This window comes from Chryseobacterium sp. 7 (assembly GCF_003663845.1).
Taxonomy (GTDB): Bacteria; Bacteroidota; Bacteroidia; order Flavobacteriales; family Weeksellaceae; genus Chryseobacterium.
In genome coordinates this window covers 299,091-318,881 of sequence record NZ_RCCA01000001.1, presented here as the reverse complement: position 1 = coordinate 318,881, position 19,791 = coordinate 299,091, and the positions used below count along the sequence as shown (strand labels likewise).

Sequence of the window (19,791 nt, the reverse complement as noted above, 5' to 3'; positions counted from 1 at the left end):
TGTAAATCAAGATAAATATATATGGAGTTTAGAAAAAGAATTGAAGAATTATTAAATGAATTCCTTGAGACCAGAAAAGATCTGTTTCTTATTGATCTTAAAATTTCTGCAGGGGATGATATTACAGTGATTTTAGATGGTGATAATGGAGTTTCTCTGCAGGATTGCCTTGATGCAAGCCGTGCAATAGAATTCAATATGGATCGTGAAGAGCATGACTTCAGCCTGCAGGTGATGTCTGCCGGATTAAGCGAACCATTATCCACACCAAGACAGTTCGGTAAAAATATTGGAAGAGAAATTGAGGTAATGCTGGAGGATTCTTCTAAAATTGAAGGAGAATTGTCAAAAGTAGATGAAGAGAAGATCACACTTACTTTACGTTACCGCAAACCGAAAGATATCGGGAAAGGAAAAGTTGATGTAGAAGAGGAGAAAGAGATTGCTTACTCCGAGATCAAAAAAGCATTAGTAGTAATTAAATTTTAAAAAGAAAAAAGAATAGATGGATAATATAGCGTTGATTGAATCCTTTGGTGATTTTAAAGACGAAAAGGGGATCAGTAAAATTGATCTTATGGCAATTATTGAAGATTCACTGAAAACTCTTTTGAGAAAAAGATTTGACTCAGATGATCATTTTGATGTGATTGTAAACCCGGATAAAGGAGATTTTCAGATATTTTTAAATAAAACAATTGTAGAGGACGAAATGTCTGAAGATGATGATTTGGAAATTGAAATTTCTGAAGCTAAGAAGATTGACCCTACCTTCGAAGTAGGTGAAGACTTTACAATGGAAATTCCTGTTGCGCAATTAGGGAGAAGAAATATCCTTACCCTTAAGCAAATTCTGGCTACAAAACTTCAGGAGCACAATAATGCAATGCTGTACGAGCAGTTTAGAGATAAAATTGGAGAAATAGTTGTTGGAGAAATCCACCATATCCGTCACAAGCACGTAATCTTGCTGGATGATGAAGGAAATGAATTTATTTTACCAAAAGAAAACCAGATCCCATCCGATTTCTTTAAAAAGGGTGAGAATATCAGAGCTATTGTTGAGACAGTAGATTTCAAAGGTTCTAAACCACAGATTATTATTTCCAGAACTGCACCTAAATTCCTTGAGAAATTATTAGAGCTGGAAATTCCTGAGATCCAGGACGGAACAATTATGCTGAAAAAAGTAGTGAGAATTCCTGGTGAAAAGGCGAAGATTGCAGTAGATGCTTATGATGACAGAATTGATCCGGTAGGGGCATGTGTTGGTGTAAAAGGATCCAGAATTCATGGTGTTGTAAGAGAGTTGAGAAATGAAAACATCGATGTTATTCAGTGGTCTAAAAACCCTGAAATTTTGGTGAAGAGAGCATTAGGAAATGTGACAGTCAATAAAATTGACATCAACGAGGATCAAAACTATGCATTAGTGTATACTCCTGTTGAAGAGATTTCTAAAGTAATTGGAAAACAAGGACAGAATATCAGACTGGCTTCTTGGTTGTCAGGATATGAAATTGATGTATACAGAGAGTCCAGCGAGGATGACGATGTTGAATTAAGAGAATTTAACGATGATATCGAGCAGTGGATTTTGGATGAGTTTAAGAAAGTAGGACTTACAACTGCAAAATCAGTATTAGATAAAGAAACTGAAAGTCTTTTAAATATGGTAGACCTTGAAGAAGAAACAATCGAAGAGGTTAAACGTATTCTGAGAGAAGAATTTGAAGATTAAGATTTTAAATAAATTTTAATAAACAGTAAAAAAGAAATACTTTAATTTTAAAAATTAAAAACAGTAAATAATATAGATGCCAAAAATTAGATTAAATAAAGCGGTTAAGGAATTCAATATTTCGATGTCCAGATTAGTAGAGTTTTTACAAGCTAAGGGTATCGAGGTTGAAAGCAATCCTAACGCTCAATTGGAAGAAGCGGCATATTCTGCATTGGAGGCTGAGTTTGCTAAAGACGGCGAACAAAGAAAAGCTTCCCATGAGGTGGTGATCACTAAAGTTCCGGAAGAAAAACTGGAAATTGAAGAAAAGAAAACCCCTGAAGTGATAAGAGCTAAAGCAAATAAACCAGAAACTAGAATTTTAGGTAAAATAGATCTGGAATCTAATAAGCCTGAAGTTGAAGAAACTCCTGCGGCTCCTGCAGCAGCTCCTGTTGCGAAACCGGTTGAAGAAAAGAAAGAAGAAATCGTGAAAGAAGAACAGCCGGAAGTGAAAGCAGCTCCTGAAAAACAGGAATTCAAAGTTTTGGATAAAATTGATTTGTCTCAAATAGAATCTAGAAACAGACCTGTGAAAAAAGACAAGCCAAAAATGGAGGAGAAAAAAGAAGAAGTGAAACCTGTGGAAACAGTAAAAGAAACTCCAAAACCTGCTGTTGTTGAGGAGAAAAAAATAGAAACTCCAAAAGTTGAGGCAGAACCTGAATCTCAGGAACCTCAGAAAATTGAGACAGTATATCAGAAACTAGACGGTCCTAAGATCGTTGGAGAAAAGATAGATCTTACTCAGTTTGCACCAAAACCAGGTTCTGGCGCAAAAAAGAAAAGAAAGAGAATTGAAAAGCCTGGTGGCCAGAATAACCAACAAGGTCAGGGGAATAATCAAAACTCAGGAAATAATAACAATAACCAAGCTGGCCAAGGCCAAGGAGGAAACCGTCCACATAATAACAATGGAGGCCAGGGTGGCCAAGGTGGAAACCGTCAGGGTCAAGGTGGTCAAGGAAACCGTCCGCAAGGTCAAGGTGGCCAAGGTGGAAACCGTTTTGGAAACAACCAGGGTGGTGGAAACCGTCCGCAAGGTCAAGGTGGCGGTGGCTTCAAAAAAGGAGGTCAGAACAACAGACCTGGACAGAGAGTGATGCCAGTTGAACTGACTGACGAACAAGTTAAAAACCAGATCAAAGAAACATTAGAAAAACTTACTAACAAAGGAGGGAAATCTAAATCTGCAAAACACAGAAAAGACAAAAGAACTTTCCGTAGAGAGCAGGATGAGCGTCAGCAAGAGCTTGAAGCACAAGACAGAACTCTTAAAGTTACAGAATTCATCACTGTAGGTGAATTGGCAAGTTTAATGAACGTTTCTCCAACTGAAGTAATTTCTGCTTGTTTCTCGCTAGGTGTAATGGTGACCATGAACCAAAGACTTGAAGCTGATACCTTATTATTAGTAGCAGACGAGTTTGGTTATAAAATTGAATTCTCAGATGCCGATCTTGAAGATACAGATTCCGAAGAAGAAGTAGATACTGAAGAAAGTCTATTACAAAGAGCTCCTGTAGTTACTGTAATGGGACACGTTGACCACGGTAAAACTTCATTATTGGACTACGTTAGAAAAACAAACGTTATTGCTGGTGAATCAGGAGGTATCACACAGCACATTGGTGCCTATAATGTGAAACTTGAAAACGGACAAAGAATTACGTTCTTAGATACACCAGGTCACGAAGCCTTTACAGCAATGAGGGCCAGAGGTGCTCAGATTACAGATATTGCAATTATTGTAATTGCTGCCGATGATGATGTGATGCCACAGACAAAAGAAGCTATTGCTCACGCTCAGGCTGCGCAGGTTCCTATGATTATTGCAATCAATAAGGTTGATAAGCCTAATGCGAACCCAGATAACATCCGTCAACAACTTTCAGGCTTGAACCCTCCGGTTTTAGTAGAAGAGTGGGGTGGAAATGTTCAGGCGCAAGAGATCTCGGCTAAATTCGGTAATAATGTAGATGTATTGCTTGAAAAAGTTCTATTACAGGCTGAAATGCTTGAATTAAAAGCGAACCCGGAGCGTGCAGCAAACGGAGTTGTTATTGAAGCATCCTTAGATAAAGGAAGAGGTTATGTAGCAACAATGTTAGTGCAGACAGGAACTTTAAGAGTAGGAGATTATGTAGTAGCAGGTAAAAATCATGGTAAAGTAAAAGCTTTGCTTGATGAAAGAGGGAAAAATCTTAAAGAAGCGGGTCCATCAATTCCTGCAACGATCTTAGGTTTGGACGGAGCGCCTACTGCTGGGGATAAATTTAGAGTATATGCTGATGAAAGTGAAGGTAAAGCTATCGCAAATAAGAGAGAGCAATTACAGAGAGAATTATCAATCAGAACTAAGAAACATACAACACTTGAAGAATTAGGTAGACGTATTGCTTTAGGAGAATTCAAAGAATTGAATATTATCCTTAAAGGTGACGTGGATGGTTCTGTTGAAGCACTTTCTGATCAGTTACAGAGATTATCAACAGAAGAAATCAGTGTGAAAATCCTTCACTCAGGTGTTGGACAGATCACGGAATCTGATATTAACCTAGCGGCTGCATCAGATGCAATTATTATCGGATTTAACGTTAGAGCTGGTGCTAATGCAAAAGATCTGGCAGATCGTGAAGAAATTGAAATCAGAACCTATTCTGTAATCTACAAAGCCATTGATGAAGTAAAAGAAGCGATGGAGGGAATGCTTTCTCCGGAAATTCAGGAGCAGGTAATTGGTAATGTAGAGATCCGTGAAGTATTCAAGATTTCTAAAGTAGGAACAATTGCAGGTTGTATGGTTCTTACCGGAAAAGTAACAAGACAGTCTAAAGTACGTTTATTAAGAGACGGTATTGTGAAATTCGACGGAGAGCTTGAAAGCTTGAAACGTTTCAAAGACGATGTGAAAGAAGTTACAAAAGGTTACGAATGTGGTCTGAACCTGAAAGGTTATAACGATATCGAAACCGGAGATATTCTTGAAGTCTACGAAGAAGTAGCTGTTAAGAAAAAACTAAAATAATAATTTAAAATAAAAAGCAGATATCTCAGATATCTGCTTTTTTATTATAATATTTTGTAAACAACATTTTTTTAATTCTGATTCAAAAAAGTAACAAGCTTTATCAGGTCTTCTTCCTTGTCAAATTTTATTTTATTGGATTTAAAGAAGCTGTTTAAACTATCTTTTTTATCAGGAAACTGCTCAATAATATCTTTTTGATTTTTAGGTTTTTTTATAAAACCTTTTTCAGTTTTAATGTAGTATAATGGATCAAGTGCTTTAAAGTTAGCGGGTTTGTCACTTGAGTAACCATTAGGCGCTGGAATAAAGTCTGTAAATTTTGTTTTAATCTTTTTGTATAGACTGTTCTTTCCATTAACGAGCTCATAAAAATATCCACTTAATTCATCTGAGGTATCTAATAATACAAGTGTTTTTTTAGGTGAAATGACTTCTATTCGCCCATATTCGATTTTCTTTGGAAGTGCTAAAACCTTATCTTCTTTTTTAAATTCAATCTCATCATTGTAACTATTATATCTTATAGATACTTGTTCATCAGTTGTTCCTGAAATTTTTGCTTTCGTAAAGTCTTTATCTGGATAGGGTGTTCCTAGAATGTCATCATAATTTAAAGTTTTTCCAGATGATGACTGTAGAGTATAATATATTGGCTGGATACCAGTACTATAATTTTGGGAAACAATTTGTTGCTGTGAAAAGCAGAAAACATTAGCTAGTAAGAATATGGATATGGTAATTTTTTTCATGGTGTAATGAATTATTTGTTTAATTGTTATTAATTTCAAATGTATAAAATATATTATTATGTATGATACTTTGTTTTTTTTTTTTACAAATATAAGTCTATGGTATTAAGTAGCTTAAATTATAAAATATTTTATTTTTTAAAAAATTCACTGAATTAAATGTTTTGATTAAATATTTTCAAAGAAATATTTAATTTAGATTTATTATAAATAATATTTTAATCATTATTTTTTTTTTGTTAAAATTACAGCTTTGTTGCTTTTGTTTTAAATTTTGAGTTATTGAATTCATTGAATATTGTGAATCTTTATTATGGGTATTTAAGAATAAGAATGTATCACAGTGTGAACGGCATAGATGCGTAAATTAAAATTTGCATGTGTTAATATTTATTAACATATTTGCCCATTAAATATATTAAAATTTGTTAATATGAATGTTAAATTACGTGTATTAAGCGCTGGAGCTTTGTTTTTTTTAGGACAGGTAGCGTTTGCGCAAACGGCTAAAAAAGATACTACATCTAAAACAAAGCAAATCGATGAGGTCGTTGTGCTTGGATATAGTAAAACTGCTACAAAAGCTAAGTCGACTGCAGCATCAACCACCATATCTGAAAAAGTTTTAGAAGATCGTCCAAATGCGTCTTTTCTAAACTCATTACAAGGAGCAGCTCCCGGTATTACCATTAACTCCAGTTCAGGTTCACCTGGATCAGGTAGAATTGATGTTAGAGTAAGAGGTATTGGTTCTCTTAACTCAACCATGGATCCTTTATATGTAATCGATGGTATGAGTACAAACGGAACACAGTTTAGAAATCTAAATCCTGATGATATTGCGACTATTTCTGTTCTTAGAGATGCAGCCGCAACGTCAATTTATGGTAACAGAGCGGCGAATGGAGTTGTTATTATTACCACAAAAAATGGTACATATAATAGCGGAATGAAACTTTCATACGGTTCTACAATTGGTTTTTCTGCTTATCCTAATCATAAGTATAATTTAGTAAATGGAAGTCAGTACAGAAGTTTACAAAATGAATTTGTCTTTGGTCCAGATGAACAGTATTCGCCTGAAGAAGTCCAAAATGCACCTAATACAGATTGGAAAAAACAATATTTCCAGACTGGTATGACTCAGCAGCATAACCTAGGTTTGACCTTTGGTGGAAAAAACGTCTCAGTTTACTCATCATTAGGATACTTTGATATGACTGGGATCGTAAAGTCAACAGATTTTAAAAGGTTTAGTTTTAGAAATAATATTAATGGTAAATCAAATGATGGAAGGTTTACATACGGAAGCCAGTTAGCAGTTGGATATTCAAAAAGACATCAGCTAGATCAAGAAACGAACGTAGCAGGTTTAGTTGCCAACCCACTTCAGAATCCGCTTTTTAGTTCAATTTTGGCTAGACCAGACTTGGAGCCTAATCCGTATACAAGAGGATCTGATATGTATAAGGCAATTGGTGCAGCATATAGTGATAGAATTCCATGGGTTACTCAAGATATTATCAATGGAGGTATACAAAACGTATATACTGAAACGAGTGTTTTAGCAAACGTTAACTTTGCATATAAACTAACTGATTATTTAACAGTAGGTCATAAATCTGGTATTGATTTCAAAGAATCAGACAGAGCTTTTGCACGTGCACCTTATGGATATTTGGCTTTGGTTGCTAAAGCTGGTAATGATCCATATGGAGGTCTTGAAGTCTTGAATAATGTTAAAGATTTTAATATAAACAGTATTACAAATTTAACATTTAATAAGTCTTGGGGAGATCATACATTAGAAGTTGGAGCTTATTTAGATTATATTAAGGCTCATTACAGAACTAAGCAATATCAGCAGAACGGCTTAAATCCATTAACATGGGTATTAGGGGCTGGTACTGGATATGTTCCTTATAGTACTACAACGCCGACCTTATATGTTCCAAATGTTACAGCACAGAACGTTAATGCAGGAGCTCTAGCTTATTTTGCTACGGCAGACTACGATTACGCTGGTAAATATGGTTTTACTGGTATGGTAAGAAGAGATGGTGCATATAGATTCTCAAAAGAGAATAGATGGAATACTTTCTGGGCTGTTTCAGGCAGATGGAATATCGATAAAGAAGCATTTATGGATGGATCCGTATTTGATATGTTAAAGCTAAGATCTTCTTATGGTACTCAAGGTAACCAAAACTTAGGAATTACTGTAAATAACTTAAATCCTCTTGTAAACCCTAATACAACTACGCTGTTTAGAAACGTTTATCAAACATCAACAGCATATCTGAATCAACAAGGTTTATCCATGACTGTTCTTGGAAACCCAGATGTTCGTTGGGAGACTCAAAAAATGTTTAACGTAGGTTTAGACTTTATTGCATTTGATAGAAAATTAGAAGGTAACTTTGACTACTATATCAAAACTACTAACAATTTATTTAATAAATTGAACATTTCAGCTGCATCTAATGGAGTATTTACCATTGACGGTAATAATGGTAGTATGAGAAATAATGGTGTTGAAGGTAGTTTAAGATATAATATTTTTAACAAAGGAGACTTTAGATTATCTGTTTTTGCTAATGGATCATTTAATAAAAATAAGATTATTGAATTACCATATGGATATTCTCCGACAGATAACGTAAATGCAGCTGGATCATTAGCATTTCAGTGGAATCTTGTGCGCTATGCAGGTGTGAATAAAGAAACTGGAGAAATGCAGTTTTTAGACAAAAATGGTAATATTACGGAAAACCCTAATGATAGTGATAGAGTATTAACTGGAAAATCATTCTATCCTAAATACCAAGGTGGTTTTGGTTTAAATGGCTCATTCAAAGGTGTCTTTGCTGATGTTTTATTCTCATGGCAAGCAGGTGGATGGCAGTTTGACAATTTATACACATGGTTAGTTGATCCAAACAGTATTGGTACAGGTAATAATGTAAGTGCAGATCTATTTGATTCTTGGACTCCTGATAATAAAAATGCTAGCCTTCCATCTATTACAGCAAGTAACACCGGAGCTGATGGAAGTTCTGATAGATATTTATATAAAACAGATTTTATCAGATTGAAAACTATCTCAATCGGATATTCTTTTCCTAAAGCTGCTTTAGAAAAATTACCTATTAAAGGCTTAAAGCTATTTGTTCAAGGTGAGAATTTGGTTACTTGGAGTAGTTGGAAAGGTCTTGATCCAGAGCCTGTTACTGATTATTCATTAAGTGTTTATCCTAATCCTAAAACATTCTCTATCGGTTTCAACGTAGAATTTTAAAAATTAAAAAATGAAAAGAAATATAATAAAATTATTATTCGTCGCAGGAGTATTCACAGCATTACCTGTGGTTAATAGTTGCAGTGATGCGATAGATGCAGTTCAGCCAGGGCAGTTGGATGATTCTCAAGCTGTTGCTAGTATTGACGGTATGCAGTCTTTCCTTATCGGAAGTGTGTATGGTACCTTAGAAACTGCTAACGAAGTGTATTTATCATCTGTTATTACTGATGAAGTTAAACCTGGTGATGGTAGTGGTGGACAGGAATTTCAGTTACACCGTTTTATTGTAAGCGGTGGGGTTGGAACATATCCTGAGTTAATATGGCAATCACACTACAGAACAATTAACAGAATCAATAGGTTATTAGACGGTGCAAGCAAAATTACACCTAACGGTGCAGTAGAAACCACTAATTATAACAAAATTGTTGCACAGGCTAGAGCTATCAGAGCTTTCTGTTATCTTGAATTAGAAACTTATTTCTCTACTAATATGGCAGATGAAAATGCCTTAGGAGTTATTTTAAGTGATAAGGTAGATGAAGGAAATTTTGTTCAAAGACCTAGAGTCAGCAATAAGGATATTTATACACTTATAAACAGTGATCTCCAGTTTGCAAGAACTACATTTGCTCAACTTGATGCTTCTGCTAGTGCTGCAGCAAAATCTGATGCAAATAAATATTACGTAGGAAAAAGCTTTGTTAATGCTGTAAGCGCAAGATTTAATCTATATAGAGGAAATTTTGCACAAGCAAAAATAGATGCCCAGGCTGTACTTGATGCAACAACAGGTGTTAGTGGTGCTTCTTTTGCTTTAACTGCCGGTACTCCAATTACAACCACAGCTGCACCTACAATTGGTAATTCAACTTGGAATAGTGCATTCTATAGTACATCAAATTCATTTAATCCATACAGAAATTTATGGGATGATAAAGATGCTTTCAGAGGTGAGGTAATCTTTTCTTTAGGGAGACAGGCTACTGGAGCTAATGGAATTGCTTTAGGGTCAAGATATAATTTGAATAACTCAAGTGTTACTGGTACACCATGGTGGTTTGTAGGGCGTAATCTGTATAATATTTTAACAGGTTTACAAAACGATGTTAGAAGATATGCATTTATTGATCCTTCAAGTACTCCAAATCCTAACTATCTTAACCCTGGTGTTAATACTAGATTAGATAAACTGATAGTAGATAAATATCCAGGAAAAACAGGTAGTAATACCAGAAATGATATTAAATCTTTACGTCTTTCAGAAATGTATTTCATTTTAAGTGAAGTTGCTGCTAATGCAGGAGACTTTACAGGAGCCGCAAACTATATTAAAGCAATTAGAGATGCGAGAAATACGCAGGGAACAGCTACAACTGCTCCCGTTTATGCTGATGCAGCGGCTGCTTTTAAAGGCATTCTAAATGAAAGAAGAATCGAACTTAGTTTTGAAGGACACAGGTATATAGACTTGAAAAGACTTGCTGTTAAAGCTGGAGTTTCAATGGATAGAAATCCAACAGATGACATCGTTGATGTGTCCAATCTTACGAATGGTGATTACAGATATACATTACCAATTCCAAGTAGTGAAGTTGCTGGTAACGCAAGTGTACAGCAAAATCCTGGTTATTAATCATACAATAATCATTTGATATAGAACCCCTGCTTAAAGCGGGGGTTTTTATGTCCTTTTATTTCTTATTTTTGCTGTACAATAATGAATAATGAAGTACATCCTTTTCATACTCTTGTCTTTAAGTTTTGCAGCCAGGGCTCAGGTCGTGAATAAAGCCGAAACCAAGCCTCAATCCAAAAAAGCAGAAGACACATTGGTAATAGACTCCGGGAAGAAAGATTCCCTGAAAATTTTCAAACCTACTATTAATGATTACCTGTATCAGACTCAGTTTTCTGAAAAGAAAGTTTTTGATACCGTAATGACTTTTGATAAAACCTATATCTTTTCGCAGCAAAATAATAAAGATAATTTTGGAAGGATACAGCCTGCGAACATCGGTTCAGGATTCAATCCCCTTGTATTCGAAGTTAATGCTGAGGAAAATCTTTCCTTATTGCCTACCAATAAATCATATATGATCATTGGAGCAAATGATGTGAAATATTATGATGTAAAAACACCCACAGCCACATTTGTGTATCACAATGCAATGCGAAACGGAGCCGCTCTGAGATCTACTTATACTCAGAATATCGGAAAAAGATTCAATTTTGCACTTGAATATATGGGATTACGTTCGCAGGGACTTTACAGAAACTCTTTAGCAGCCAATAACAATACTATTTTCTCTGGACACTATGTTTCAAAAAGCGGAAACTATGAGCTTTTTGCCCACTATCTTCACCAGAATGTAAACAACCAGGAAAGTGGGGGTATTACTGAAGATAATCTGTTTATGAATGGCGACAGCAATTATAGCAACAGACTGAATGCACAGGTAAGTTTGGCCTCTTCAAGCTCACAGTTTTCTTACAGAAGATACTATTTGAGCCAAGAGTTTAAGCCATTTAATTCTGAGAAATTTCCATTTAGTATAAGACATATTCTTTCTCATCAGGGAAATAAATATTATTATAATCAAACAACTCCGGAAACCTATTGGTATGATGCTCCAACGGATTTAGTAAATGGTTTTCCGCTGACCACAAAAAAATATTCCGAAAACTTCAGCAATACAGTAAGCTTGATCTTTAATAATGAAAAATTCAAGCTGGATGCCGGTGTACGTTATCAGATCATTAAATTTGGAGTAACAGATATTGCGTCTATTAATAATGCATTTCCTTTTCCGAATGAACTTAAAGAAAACAGAATTGGAGCTGTGGGAAATCTACAGGTAAAACTATGGAATAAAATTCAATTGAATTCATTCCTTGAATTTTCAAACGGAAGCCAGTTTAAAAGCTATCTTAAAACAACCAATAATCTGAAGTTTGAACCCATCAAAGATTATTTTGTTAATGCTAAGGTAAATTTCCAAAGTGCATATCCTTCATTCAATTATTTAATGAATACTTCTGTGTACAATAATTTCAACTATTACTTGGAAAATGCAAAAAATCAGTCTGTAATGGAATTGGGAGGAAGCATCAATCTTAAATGGTTTAAAACCGAAATCTTTGCTAATTATTTCAGGATAGATAACTATACGTACTTTGACAGCACTATGAGTCCAAAGCAAAGTAATAATTCTGTAAATATCTCTCAGATTGGAGGTGAAGCTACATTCAGCTTCAGAAAGTTCCATTTGAATACAAGACTGCATTTCCAAAATACATTGACCAACAAAGAATTACTTCCTTTACCAGGTTTCATCGGTAGAGCTAACTTCTTCTACCAGACACAGGCATTCAAAAAAGCGGCAGAAATTCAGGCCGGGGTTAAAGTATATTATTTCTCAAAATTTGCTTCAAGAGAATATTTCCCTGTTCTTAACGAGTATATTCTTCCGAGAGCGGATTCATTCTCAATTGGAGGACAGCCTATCGCAGATATCTATATCAATATGAAGGTTAAAAAGATGTTCTTCTTCATTGAAGGACAGCAGATAGGAACTGTTATTTCCAATAACAAAGCATACGCATTTCCACATTATCCGGTATATGATTTCAGACTGAACATCGGGATTGTGTGGTATTTGTTCAACTAAAAACTGTACAGGTTGAAAACAATTAATAAAATATCATTTAACGATATAGAAAGCATTCCTCAGCTCGTAAAAGATTTTTTAAATCAAAAAATTGAGGGATTTGAAAATAATACATTTTCTTTAGATCATTTCAGAGAGCAGATTCATCTTAAAAAAGACGCGTTCTCATCAGAAAAAAGGATCATTTTATCTGATGTGTTCGAAGGCCAGCTTTCAGATCTCATTCTTTCTTCAAAGCAAAGAGAAAATCTTGAGGATCTTAAACTTCCCAATACATTTACAATTACCACAGGACATCAGCTGAATCTGTTTTCGGGACCTGTGTTTTTTGTGTATAAAATTCTTCAGACCATCAAGACATGCACCTATCTGAAAGAAAATTTTCCCGATTTTAATTTTGTTCCAATCTATTGGATGGCTTCAGAAGATCATGATTTTGCAGAGATCAACCATTTTAAGACCGAAAATAATTATTACGAAACCAATGAGAAATCCGGAGGTCCGGTAGGCAGAATTGAGATCAGTGATACCTATTTTATTTCTGAATTTGAAAAAGAATTCAAAGATTCTATTTTCGGGACAGAGCTTATCCTGATGATGAAGGAAGCTTATAAAGCAGGAAATACTTTAACGGAAGCTATTAAGATACTTGTAAACCGTCTTTTTTCAGAATTCGGACTTTTGATTTTAGATGGAGATTCTAAAGATCTTAAAAACCAGATGAAGGAGATTTTTAAAGATGAGCTTCTTCATTTCAGTTTACAGAAAACTTCTGAAGATAAAGTGAAATTTCTGACTGACAAATATGGAAAGGTTCAGGTAAATCCCCGTGAAATAAACCTGTTCTACCTTTCTGAAACCAGAGACAGAATTGAGTTTAATGGACAGAAATACAGTATTGTAGATAAAAATATTCAGTTTACGGAAGAAGAAATTCTGAACGAGTTGGAAAATCATCCTGAAAGATTCAGTCCAAATGCTTTAATGCGCCCGGTGTACCAGGAAAATGTACTTCCCAATCTGGCATATATCGGAGGAAATGCAGAGATCATGTACTGGTTGGAACTGAAAGATTACTTTTCAAAAATTAATATTCCTTTCCCTATTCTGATTCCGAGAAACTCAATGCTTTTCCTGAAAGAAAAACTTCTAGGAAAAATTGAGAAACTGGATCTTAAAATAGAAGATTTCTTCCATAATTTTACAGTCCTTACCAATCAGAAAATTTTAAAAGATAATCCGATTTTACAATTGCTTGAAGAAAAAGAAGAATTACTGATCAATAATTTCTCAGCATTAAGAGCTTCGGCAGAAACTACTGAAAAATCTTTCGGAAATATGGTGAAGGCAGAAGAAATAAGACAATTGAAGTCATTCAAAAGAATGAAAAAACGTCTTCTTCATGCTGAAAAAATAAAACAAAATGAACTGCTGGAAAGACTTGAGAATTTGTTTTTAGATGTTCATCCTGCAAAAACATGGCAGGAAAGAGTCTATAATTTTAGTGTATTCTTTTCAGATTATGGCTATTCGTGGCTTGAAAATTGTTTGGAAGAGATGGTGGTTCAAGAATCAAAATTAATAATTGTTGCCATTTAATTTTAAAGAAGTATTTTTGTAAATTATAATTATCTAATATGATAAAAAGGTTTTTTATTCTATCCAGTTTATGTATGGTTTTGGGAGTTTCAGCCCAGAAATCACATACCGTTGTGCAAGGTGACAATCCTTACAACATTGCAAAAAAGTATGGAATAACTGTAGATGAATTGCTAAAGCTAAACCCAAAACATAAAGATGGCAAGCTAGCTATTGGAGATGTTTTAACTGTTAAATCAGAGAAAACAGCTGCGGCAGCTGTTACCAAATCAACTCCAGTGCAAAAAGCAACTGTGAGTACAAGTACTTCTTCTTTGGGGAAAATTGTTTTGCAGCCAAAACAGACTGTTTATGGCATTACAAAACAATACAGAATTTCTGAAACCGATTTGAGAAAACTGAATCCTGAACTGGATTCACATATGAAAATCGGAGATGAAATTACACTGCCTCTTGCCAGTATCAAAAAATATGGTGGTGCCCAACAGGCTGTGACTACTGCAGAAAAACATGTTGAAGCCATAGCAGAAAAAACAAATGTTCCTGCTACATCTACACCTGTAACCACTGCTGTAGAAGGAGAATCTTATGTGATTCAGTCTAAAGATAATTACTACAGAATTACAAAACAGTTTGGCATCAGCCAGCAGGATCTTTATGCTTTAAATCCGGGATTGGAAGAAAAAGGACTTAAGCCTGGTGATACTATTAAAATAAAAAGATCCAATACTTCTACCAACACTGATATCGTTGCAGAAACACCTAATCCAAAAGCAAAAATGGATTCAGGGAACGAGAAATCAACTACCTCTTCCAATGTTGCCGTAGGTGATGATTACGTAACTTACACAGTTCAGCAGGGAGATACGGTATTCTCTATTGTGAATAAATTCGGGGTTTCTATAGATGAGCTTATAGCACTTAACCCGGATCTTTCTCATGGTTTGAAAACCGGAATGGTTTTAAAAATCAAAAAACAGGATGCTGCTTATATAAAGAAAAACGGAGACGCTCTTAGTGTTATCCTGATGCTTCCATTTGGTTACAGTACCAACGAAACCCAGTACAGAGGGATGGCACTTGACTTTTTGACAGGAGCTAAACTTGCTATTGAAAGAAATGCAAGAGGAGGACAAAAACTGGACATTAAAGTAGTAGATTCAGGAAACGAAGCTTCGTTCAAAAACTCTTTAACGCAGATCAATCCTGAGAATACAGATCTTATTATCGGGCCTTTCTTTAAATCTAATGTAATTGACGTTCTTGATTTTACCAAAAATCAGAAAATCCCGATTGTAGCTCCATTTGCCAACTCTCCGGAATTGTACAATTACAGTAATCTTATTATCGTTGAGACTAACAATCAAACGTATGCTGATAAGATTGTAGAAGAAGTAAAAGGAATTTATTCCGATCAGAAAATATATATTGTAGCAGATGCTAAAAAAGAGAATGCTAACTATATTAAAGCAGGGCTTGAAAAAGCAGTAAAAAATCCAAATATTATTATTGTTAACTCTCCGGCAGATATTCAGCCGGATCAGAACATGATGACAGGACAGTCTGCACCGGTTATTGCCATTTTAGCGAATGATGATAACGCTGCAGGAGATGCTTTTGCCAACAGAATTGCTGCTGTGTCTAAAGAAGTACAGGGGATGAAAGCATTCAGTATGTTCTATTCTCCAACTTTTGAAAAGAAAGTAGACGAATTGAGCCAGGCAAGTCTTGTGTATCTGATGGATAGAAAGATCAATACAGACGGAAGTTTTGAAAAAGAAATTCTGGCCGCTTATAAAAGTAAATATTGTAAAACTCCACCGAAATATGCAATTGTAGGTTTTGATGTTGTGAATGACATGCTGACCAGAGAAAATAAAAAAGGAGAAATCTTTAAGCAGATGAATAAAGTTCAGACTCAGCTTGCTACAAAATTTGAGTTTGTAAAATCTAAAGCTAATGGTGCTTATGTAAATACTGGTTATAGAGTAATCAGGTTAGTGCCTTAAATGATTTATAGCCATTTAAAAGGATATTGTTAACATTATAGTTATATTTGCATAATATTTAATTCAATACATGAAAGCACTTGTATTTCCAGGGCAGGGTTCTCAGTTCGTAGGAATGGGAAAAGAATTGTATGATTCTAGAAAAGATATTAAAGATCTGATGGAATCTGCCAATGAAATTTTAGGTTTCGACATTCTTTCCATTATGTTCAACGGGACGGATGCGGATCTTAAAAAAACAGAGGTTACCCAGCCTTCAATATTTATACATTCAGTAGCAGCATTAAAAGCCGTAAATGGTCTTGGTGCTGAAATGGTAGCAGGACACTCTTTAGGAGAATTTTCAGCTTTGGTTGCCAACGGAGTTTTATCCTTTGATGATGGTTTGAAATTAGTTTCCGAAAGAGCAAAAGCGATGCAGGAAGCTTGTGATGCCAATCCAAGCTCTATGGCAGCTATCTTAGGTTTAGATGATGCCAAGGTTGAAGAAATCTGTGCACAGATCAGCGGAATTGTTGTTCCGGCAAACTATAACTGTCCGGGGCAATTGGTAATCTCAGGAGAAACACCTTCAGTAGAAGAAGCTTGCATAAAGCTGAAAGAAGCAGGAGCGAAGAGAGCATTACTGTTACCGGTAAACGGAGCTTTCCACTCCCCATTGATGCAGCCTGCACAGGAAAGACTGGCAGCAGCTATTGAAAATACAAAATTCAGAAAAGCAACTATTCCTGTATATCAGAATATCACTACAACAGCGGTTACCAATCCTGATGAGATCAAGCAAAATCTGATCGCTCAGCTTACCGGTCCTGTAAAATGGACTCAGTCTGTTCAGAATATGATCAAAGACGGTGCCTCTAACTTCGTAGAAGTAGGGCCAGGAAAAACCCTTCAGGGATTGATCAAGAAAATTGACGGATCCGTAGAAGCTGCTTCTGCAATCTAACAAAAAAATATGAACGCGATATTTTCACCGGGCAAGCTTATGCTTACTTCAGAATATTTCGCAATAGATGGAGCTCTTGTCTTAGCGGTACCTACCAAGCTGGGACAAGAGTTTTTTTTTGAAGAAATAAAAGATGGTAAGTCGCTTATTCTTTGGGAAGCCTATCATCAGAATACATTATGGTTAAGGGCTGTCATTGATTATAAAAACTGGCAGATCTTAGAGACCAACCGTCCATCAAGCGCTGAATTTATTACCAAAACCTTAAAGAATGTTCAGCAGCTTTCTAACAGTAAATTCAAGACTGATCTTACTTATCATTTAAAAACAAACCTTCAGTTTCCTGCAAATTACGGACTTGGGAGCAGTTCTACCCTGATGAACAATCTTGCGGAATGGGCGGAAATAGATCCTTTTTATCTCAATACAATCAGTTTGGGAGGCAGTGGATATGATATCGCAGTGGCAAAGGAAAAATCTGCCGTCCTTTTTCAAAGTAAGCCTGAGATCAAATATGAGAAGGTGAATTTCAATCCTTCTTTTAAAAATGAACTGATTTTTATACACTTAAATCAGAAGCAGGATAGTAGAGAAGGTATCAGTTTTTACAAGTCCAAAAAAAGTCTCCGGAACTGGTGAATGAATTTTCAGATCTCACAAAAAAAATATTGTTATGCAATGAATTGGAAAATTTTTCCGAATTAATGATGATTCATGAGCATAAAATTGCGGATTTTCTTGAAATATCGACAGTTAAAGAAAAATTCTTCTCAGATTGCCCTTCTTTTGTCAAAAGTTTAGGCGCATGGGGTGGAGATTTTGTAATGAGTGCCAAATTTGGGGACTATAAGAACTATTTTTGGGAGAAAGGTTTTACAACCGTTTTTGAATGGCAAAATATAATTGATTTATAATCAATTGTTTATAGTCCTGTTTTTTATTTGTCATTCTGACTTATATCAGTATATTTAAACCACCTTTAACAAATAATTAATATTATTTTTGTTGAAGTCAATAAAGAAATAGAAAATATAAGTAAAATGAAACACACTAAAATCATCCAGGATTTAGAGAAATTAGGGATTAAAGGAAACTATGAAGTAGTGTATAATCCTTCTTATGAAGAATTATATCAGGCTGAAGTTTCTCCTGAAAATCAGGGGTTTGAGCAAGCTGAGCTTACAGAGTCTGGCGCAGTATCAGTAAAAACAGGAATTTTCACAGGTCGTTCACCTAAAGACAGATATATTGTTCAGGATGATGTTACAAGGGATACAATTTTCTGGGATGGTAAAGTAAATTTACCTACAACTGCAGAAATTTTCGGTTCTTGTAAAGAACTAGTGATGAACCAGCTTTCTGAAGCTAAAAAAATCTATGTAGTAGATGCATTCTGTGGTACAAATGCAGATACAAGACTTAAAGTAAGATTTATCGTTGAAGTGGCATGGCAGGCGCATTTCGTGACTAACATGTTTATTCGTCCTTCTCACTACGAACTGGAGAACTTTGGTGAGCCGGATTTCACAGTAATCAACGGATCAAAAACTACCAACCCGAACTGGGAAGCTCAGGGATTAAACTCTGAAAACTTCATTATGTTCAACCTTACTGAAAAACTACAGATCATCGGAGGTACCTGGTACGGAGGTGAGATGAAGAAAGGAATGTTTGCCATGATGAACTATTACCTTCCATTGAAAGGTATGGCTTCTATGCACTGTTCTGCAAACGTAGGTGAAAAAGGAGATGTTGCTTTATTCTTTGGTCTTTCGGGAACGGGTAAAACTACTTTGTCAGCAGATCCTAAAAGATACCTTATCGGTGACGATGAGCACGGATGGGATAACAATGGAGTATTCAACTATGAAGGAGGATGCTACGCTAAAGTAATTGATTTATCAGAAGAAAAAGAACCGGATATTTTCAGAGCAATCAAAAGAGATGCACTTCTTGAAAACGTTGTAGTGAACAATGGAGTAGCAGATTATACTGACGGATCTATCACAGAAAATACAAGAGTTTCTTATCCAATTTATCATATCAACAAAATTGTATTGCCTTCTAAAGCAGGTCATGCTAAGAAGATTGTATATCTTTCGGCAGATGCATTCGGGGTACTTCCTCCGGTTTCCATTCTGAACGAAGATCAGGCTCAATATCACTTCCTTTGCGGTTATACATCGAAATTAGCCGGAACTGAAAGAGGAATTACAGAGCCTCAGCCATCTTTCTCACCTGCATTCGGTGAAGCGTTCCTTACATTACACCCAACAATGTATTCTAAAACACTGATCGGTAAAATGCAGGAGCACGGAGCTAAAGCCTATTTAGTAAATACGGGTTGGAATGGTACCGGAAACAGAATCTCTCTGAAAGATACAAGAGCAATTATTGATGCTATCATTGATGGATCTATCGATAATGCTCCAAAAACTCAGGTTCCTATCATGAATCTTGAGATTCCTACTGAATTACCAAATGTTTCTACAGGTATTTTAGATCCTAGAGATACGTATGAAAATGCTTCAGAATGGGAAGAAAAAGCAAAAGATCTTGCTTCAAGATATATCAAAAACTTTGAGCAGTACTGTGATACTGAAGAAGGTAAGAAATTAGTAGCTTCAGGACCTCAATTGCAGGAACAGACTATCTAATAGTTACTCATCAACATACAAAAAGCCTCATTCATTGATGAGGCT

13 protein-coding genes are annotated in these 19,791 nt (G+C 35.4%); 12 read left to right on the top strand and 1 reads right to left on the bottom strand.

Annotation, left to right across the window (positions count from 1 at the left end; genetic code table 11):
* Positions 1–21 precede the first annotated feature (21 nt).
* The 3 genes from rimP (at position 22) to infB (ending at position 4,811) form a co-directional block, all read left to right on the top strand.
* Entirely contained in the window at positions 22–489 is a 468-nt protein-coding gene (rimP, locus tag CLU97_RS01510) for a ribosome assembly cofactor RimP (protein WP_089692763.1), read from the top strand.
* A 16-nt stretch (positions 490–505) separates the two neighbouring features.
* On the top strand, positions 506–1,741 hold the full coding sequence (nusA, locus tag CLU97_RS01505) for a transcription termination factor NusA (RefSeq protein ID WP_047097519.1): 1,236 nt from the start codon (positions 506–508) through the stop codon (positions 1,739–1,741).
* Positions 1,742–1,817: 76 nt separating this feature from the next.
* Positions 1,818–4,811: a translation initiation factor IF-2 gene (gene infB / locus CLU97_RS01500; RefSeq protein ID WP_121486377.1), complete on the top strand. Its 2,994-nt coding sequence runs from the start codon at positions 1,818–1,820 to the stop codon at positions 4,809–4,811.
* Positions 4,812–4,882: 71 nt separating this feature from the next.
* Here the strand turns inward: infB and CLU97_RS01495 are convergent, their stop codons facing one another.
* A complete protein-coding gene (locus CLU97_RS01495) occupies positions 4,883–5,563 on the bottom strand; it encodes a hypothetical protein (protein ID WP_121486376.1) in 681 nt (226 codons plus the stop codon).
* A 433-nt stretch (positions 5,564–5,996) separates the two neighbouring features.
* Here CLU97_RS01495 and CLU97_RS01490 point away from each other — a divergent pair, with 433 nt between their 5' ends.
* The 9 genes from CLU97_RS01490 to pckA all read left to right on the top strand — a co-directional run bounded on the left by CLU97_RS01490 (position 5,997) and on the right by pckA (position 19,746).
* Complete coding sequence (locus CLU97_RS01490; protein ID WP_121486375.1) at positions 5,997–8,861, top strand: SusC/RagA family TonB-linked outer membrane protein; 2,865 nt, start codon at positions 5,997–5,999, stop codon at positions 8,859–8,861.
* Positions 8,862–8,928: 67 nt separating this feature from the next.
* Positions 8,929–10,500: a RagB/SusD family nutrient uptake outer membrane protein gene (locus CLU97_RS01485; RefSeq protein WP_183084494.1), complete on the top strand. Its 1,572-nt coding sequence runs from the start codon at positions 8,929–8,931 to the stop codon at positions 10,498–10,500.
* 91 nt (positions 10,501–10,591) lie between these two features.
* Positions 10,592–12,535, top strand: a complete 1,944-nt coding sequence (locus tag CLU97_RS01480) for a putative porin (RefSeq protein ID WP_121486373.1) — start codon at positions 10,592–10,594, stop codon at positions 12,533–12,535.
* A 12-nt stretch (positions 12,536–12,547) separates the two neighbouring features.
* Positions 12,548–14,134 (top strand): bacillithiol biosynthesis cysteine-adding enzyme BshC, encoded by a 1,587-nt coding sequence (bshC, locus tag CLU97_RS01475; RefSeq protein ID WP_121486372.1) that lies wholly within the window; start codon positions 12,548–12,550, stop codon positions 14,132–14,134.
* 38 nt (positions 14,135–14,172) lie between these two features.
* The gene (locus CLU97_RS01470; protein WP_228437455.1) at positions 14,173–16,143 is read left to right on the top strand and encodes a LysM peptidoglycan-binding domain-containing protein; all 1,971 of its coding nucleotides are present in this window, start codon (positions 14,173–14,175) and stop codon (positions 16,141–16,143) included.
* 70 nt (positions 16,144–16,213) lie between these two features.
* Positions 16,214–17,089: an ACP S-malonyltransferase gene (gene fabD, locus CLU97_RS01465; protein WP_121486370.1), complete on the top strand. Its 876-nt coding sequence runs from the start codon at positions 16,214–16,216 to the stop codon at positions 17,087–17,089.
* Between the two features lie 9 nt (positions 17,090–17,098).
* Positions 17,099–17,728, top strand: a complete 630-nt coding sequence (locus tag CLU97_RS01460) for a GYDIA family GHMP kinase (RefSeq protein ID WP_317125971.1) — start codon at positions 17,099–17,101, stop codon at positions 17,726–17,728.
* Positions 17,725–18,003 (top strand): hypothetical protein, encoded by a 279-nt coding sequence (locus tag CLU97_RS24280; protein ID WP_317125970.1) that lies wholly within the window; start codon positions 17,725–17,727, stop codon positions 18,001–18,003. The genes CLU97_RS01460 and CLU97_RS24280 overlap by 4 nt, the downstream gene beginning before the upstream one ends.
* 126 nt (positions 18,004–18,129) lie before the next feature.
* Entirely contained in the window at positions 18,130–19,746 is a 1,617-nt protein-coding gene (pckA, locus tag CLU97_RS01455) for a phosphoenolpyruvate carboxykinase (ATP) (protein ID WP_121486369.1), read from the top strand.
* The last annotated feature ends 45 nt before the right edge of the window (positions 19,747–19,791 follow it).

What these genes read in the sequence shown, in the direction of transcription:
- rimP (WP_089692763.1), top strand. Translation starts at nt 22, where the DNA reads ATGGAGTTTAGAAAAAGAATTGAAGAATTATTAAATGAATTCCTTGAG.
- nusA (WP_047097519.1), top strand. Translation starts at nt 506, where the DNA reads ATGGATAATATAGCGTTGATTGAATCCTTTGGTGATTTTAAAGACGAA.
- infB (WP_121486377.1), top strand. Translation starts at nt 1,818, where the DNA reads ATGCCAAAAATTAGATTAAATAAAGCGGTTAAGGAATTCAATATTTCG.
- CLU97_RS01495 (WP_121486376.1), bottom strand. Translation starts at nt 5,563, where the DNA reads ATGAAAAAAATTACCATATCCATATTCTTACTAGCTAATGTTTTCTGC.
- CLU97_RS01490 (WP_121486375.1), top strand. Translation starts at nt 5,997, where the DNA reads ATGAATGTTAAATTACGTGTATTAAGCGCTGGAGCTTTGTTTTTTTTA.
- CLU97_RS01480 (WP_121486373.1), top strand. Translation starts at nt 10,592, where the DNA reads ATGAAGTACATCCTTTTCATACTCTTGTCTTTAAGTTTTGCAGCCAGG.
- CLU97_RS01470 (WP_228437455.1), top strand. Translation starts at nt 14,173, where the DNA reads ATGATAAAAAGGTTTTTTATTCTATCCAGTTTATGTATGGTTTTGGGA.
- fabD (WP_121486370.1), top strand. Translation starts at nt 16,214, where the DNA reads ATGAAAGCACTTGTATTTCCAGGGCAGGGTTCTCAGTTCGTAGGAATG.
- CLU97_RS01460 (WP_317125971.1), top strand. Translation starts at nt 17,099, where the DNA reads ATGAACGCGATATTTTCACCGGGCAAGCTTATGCTTACTTCAGAATAT.
- pckA (WP_121486369.1), top strand. Translation starts at nt 18,130, where the DNA reads ATGAAACACACTAAAATCATCCAGGATTTAGAGAAATTAGGGATTAAA.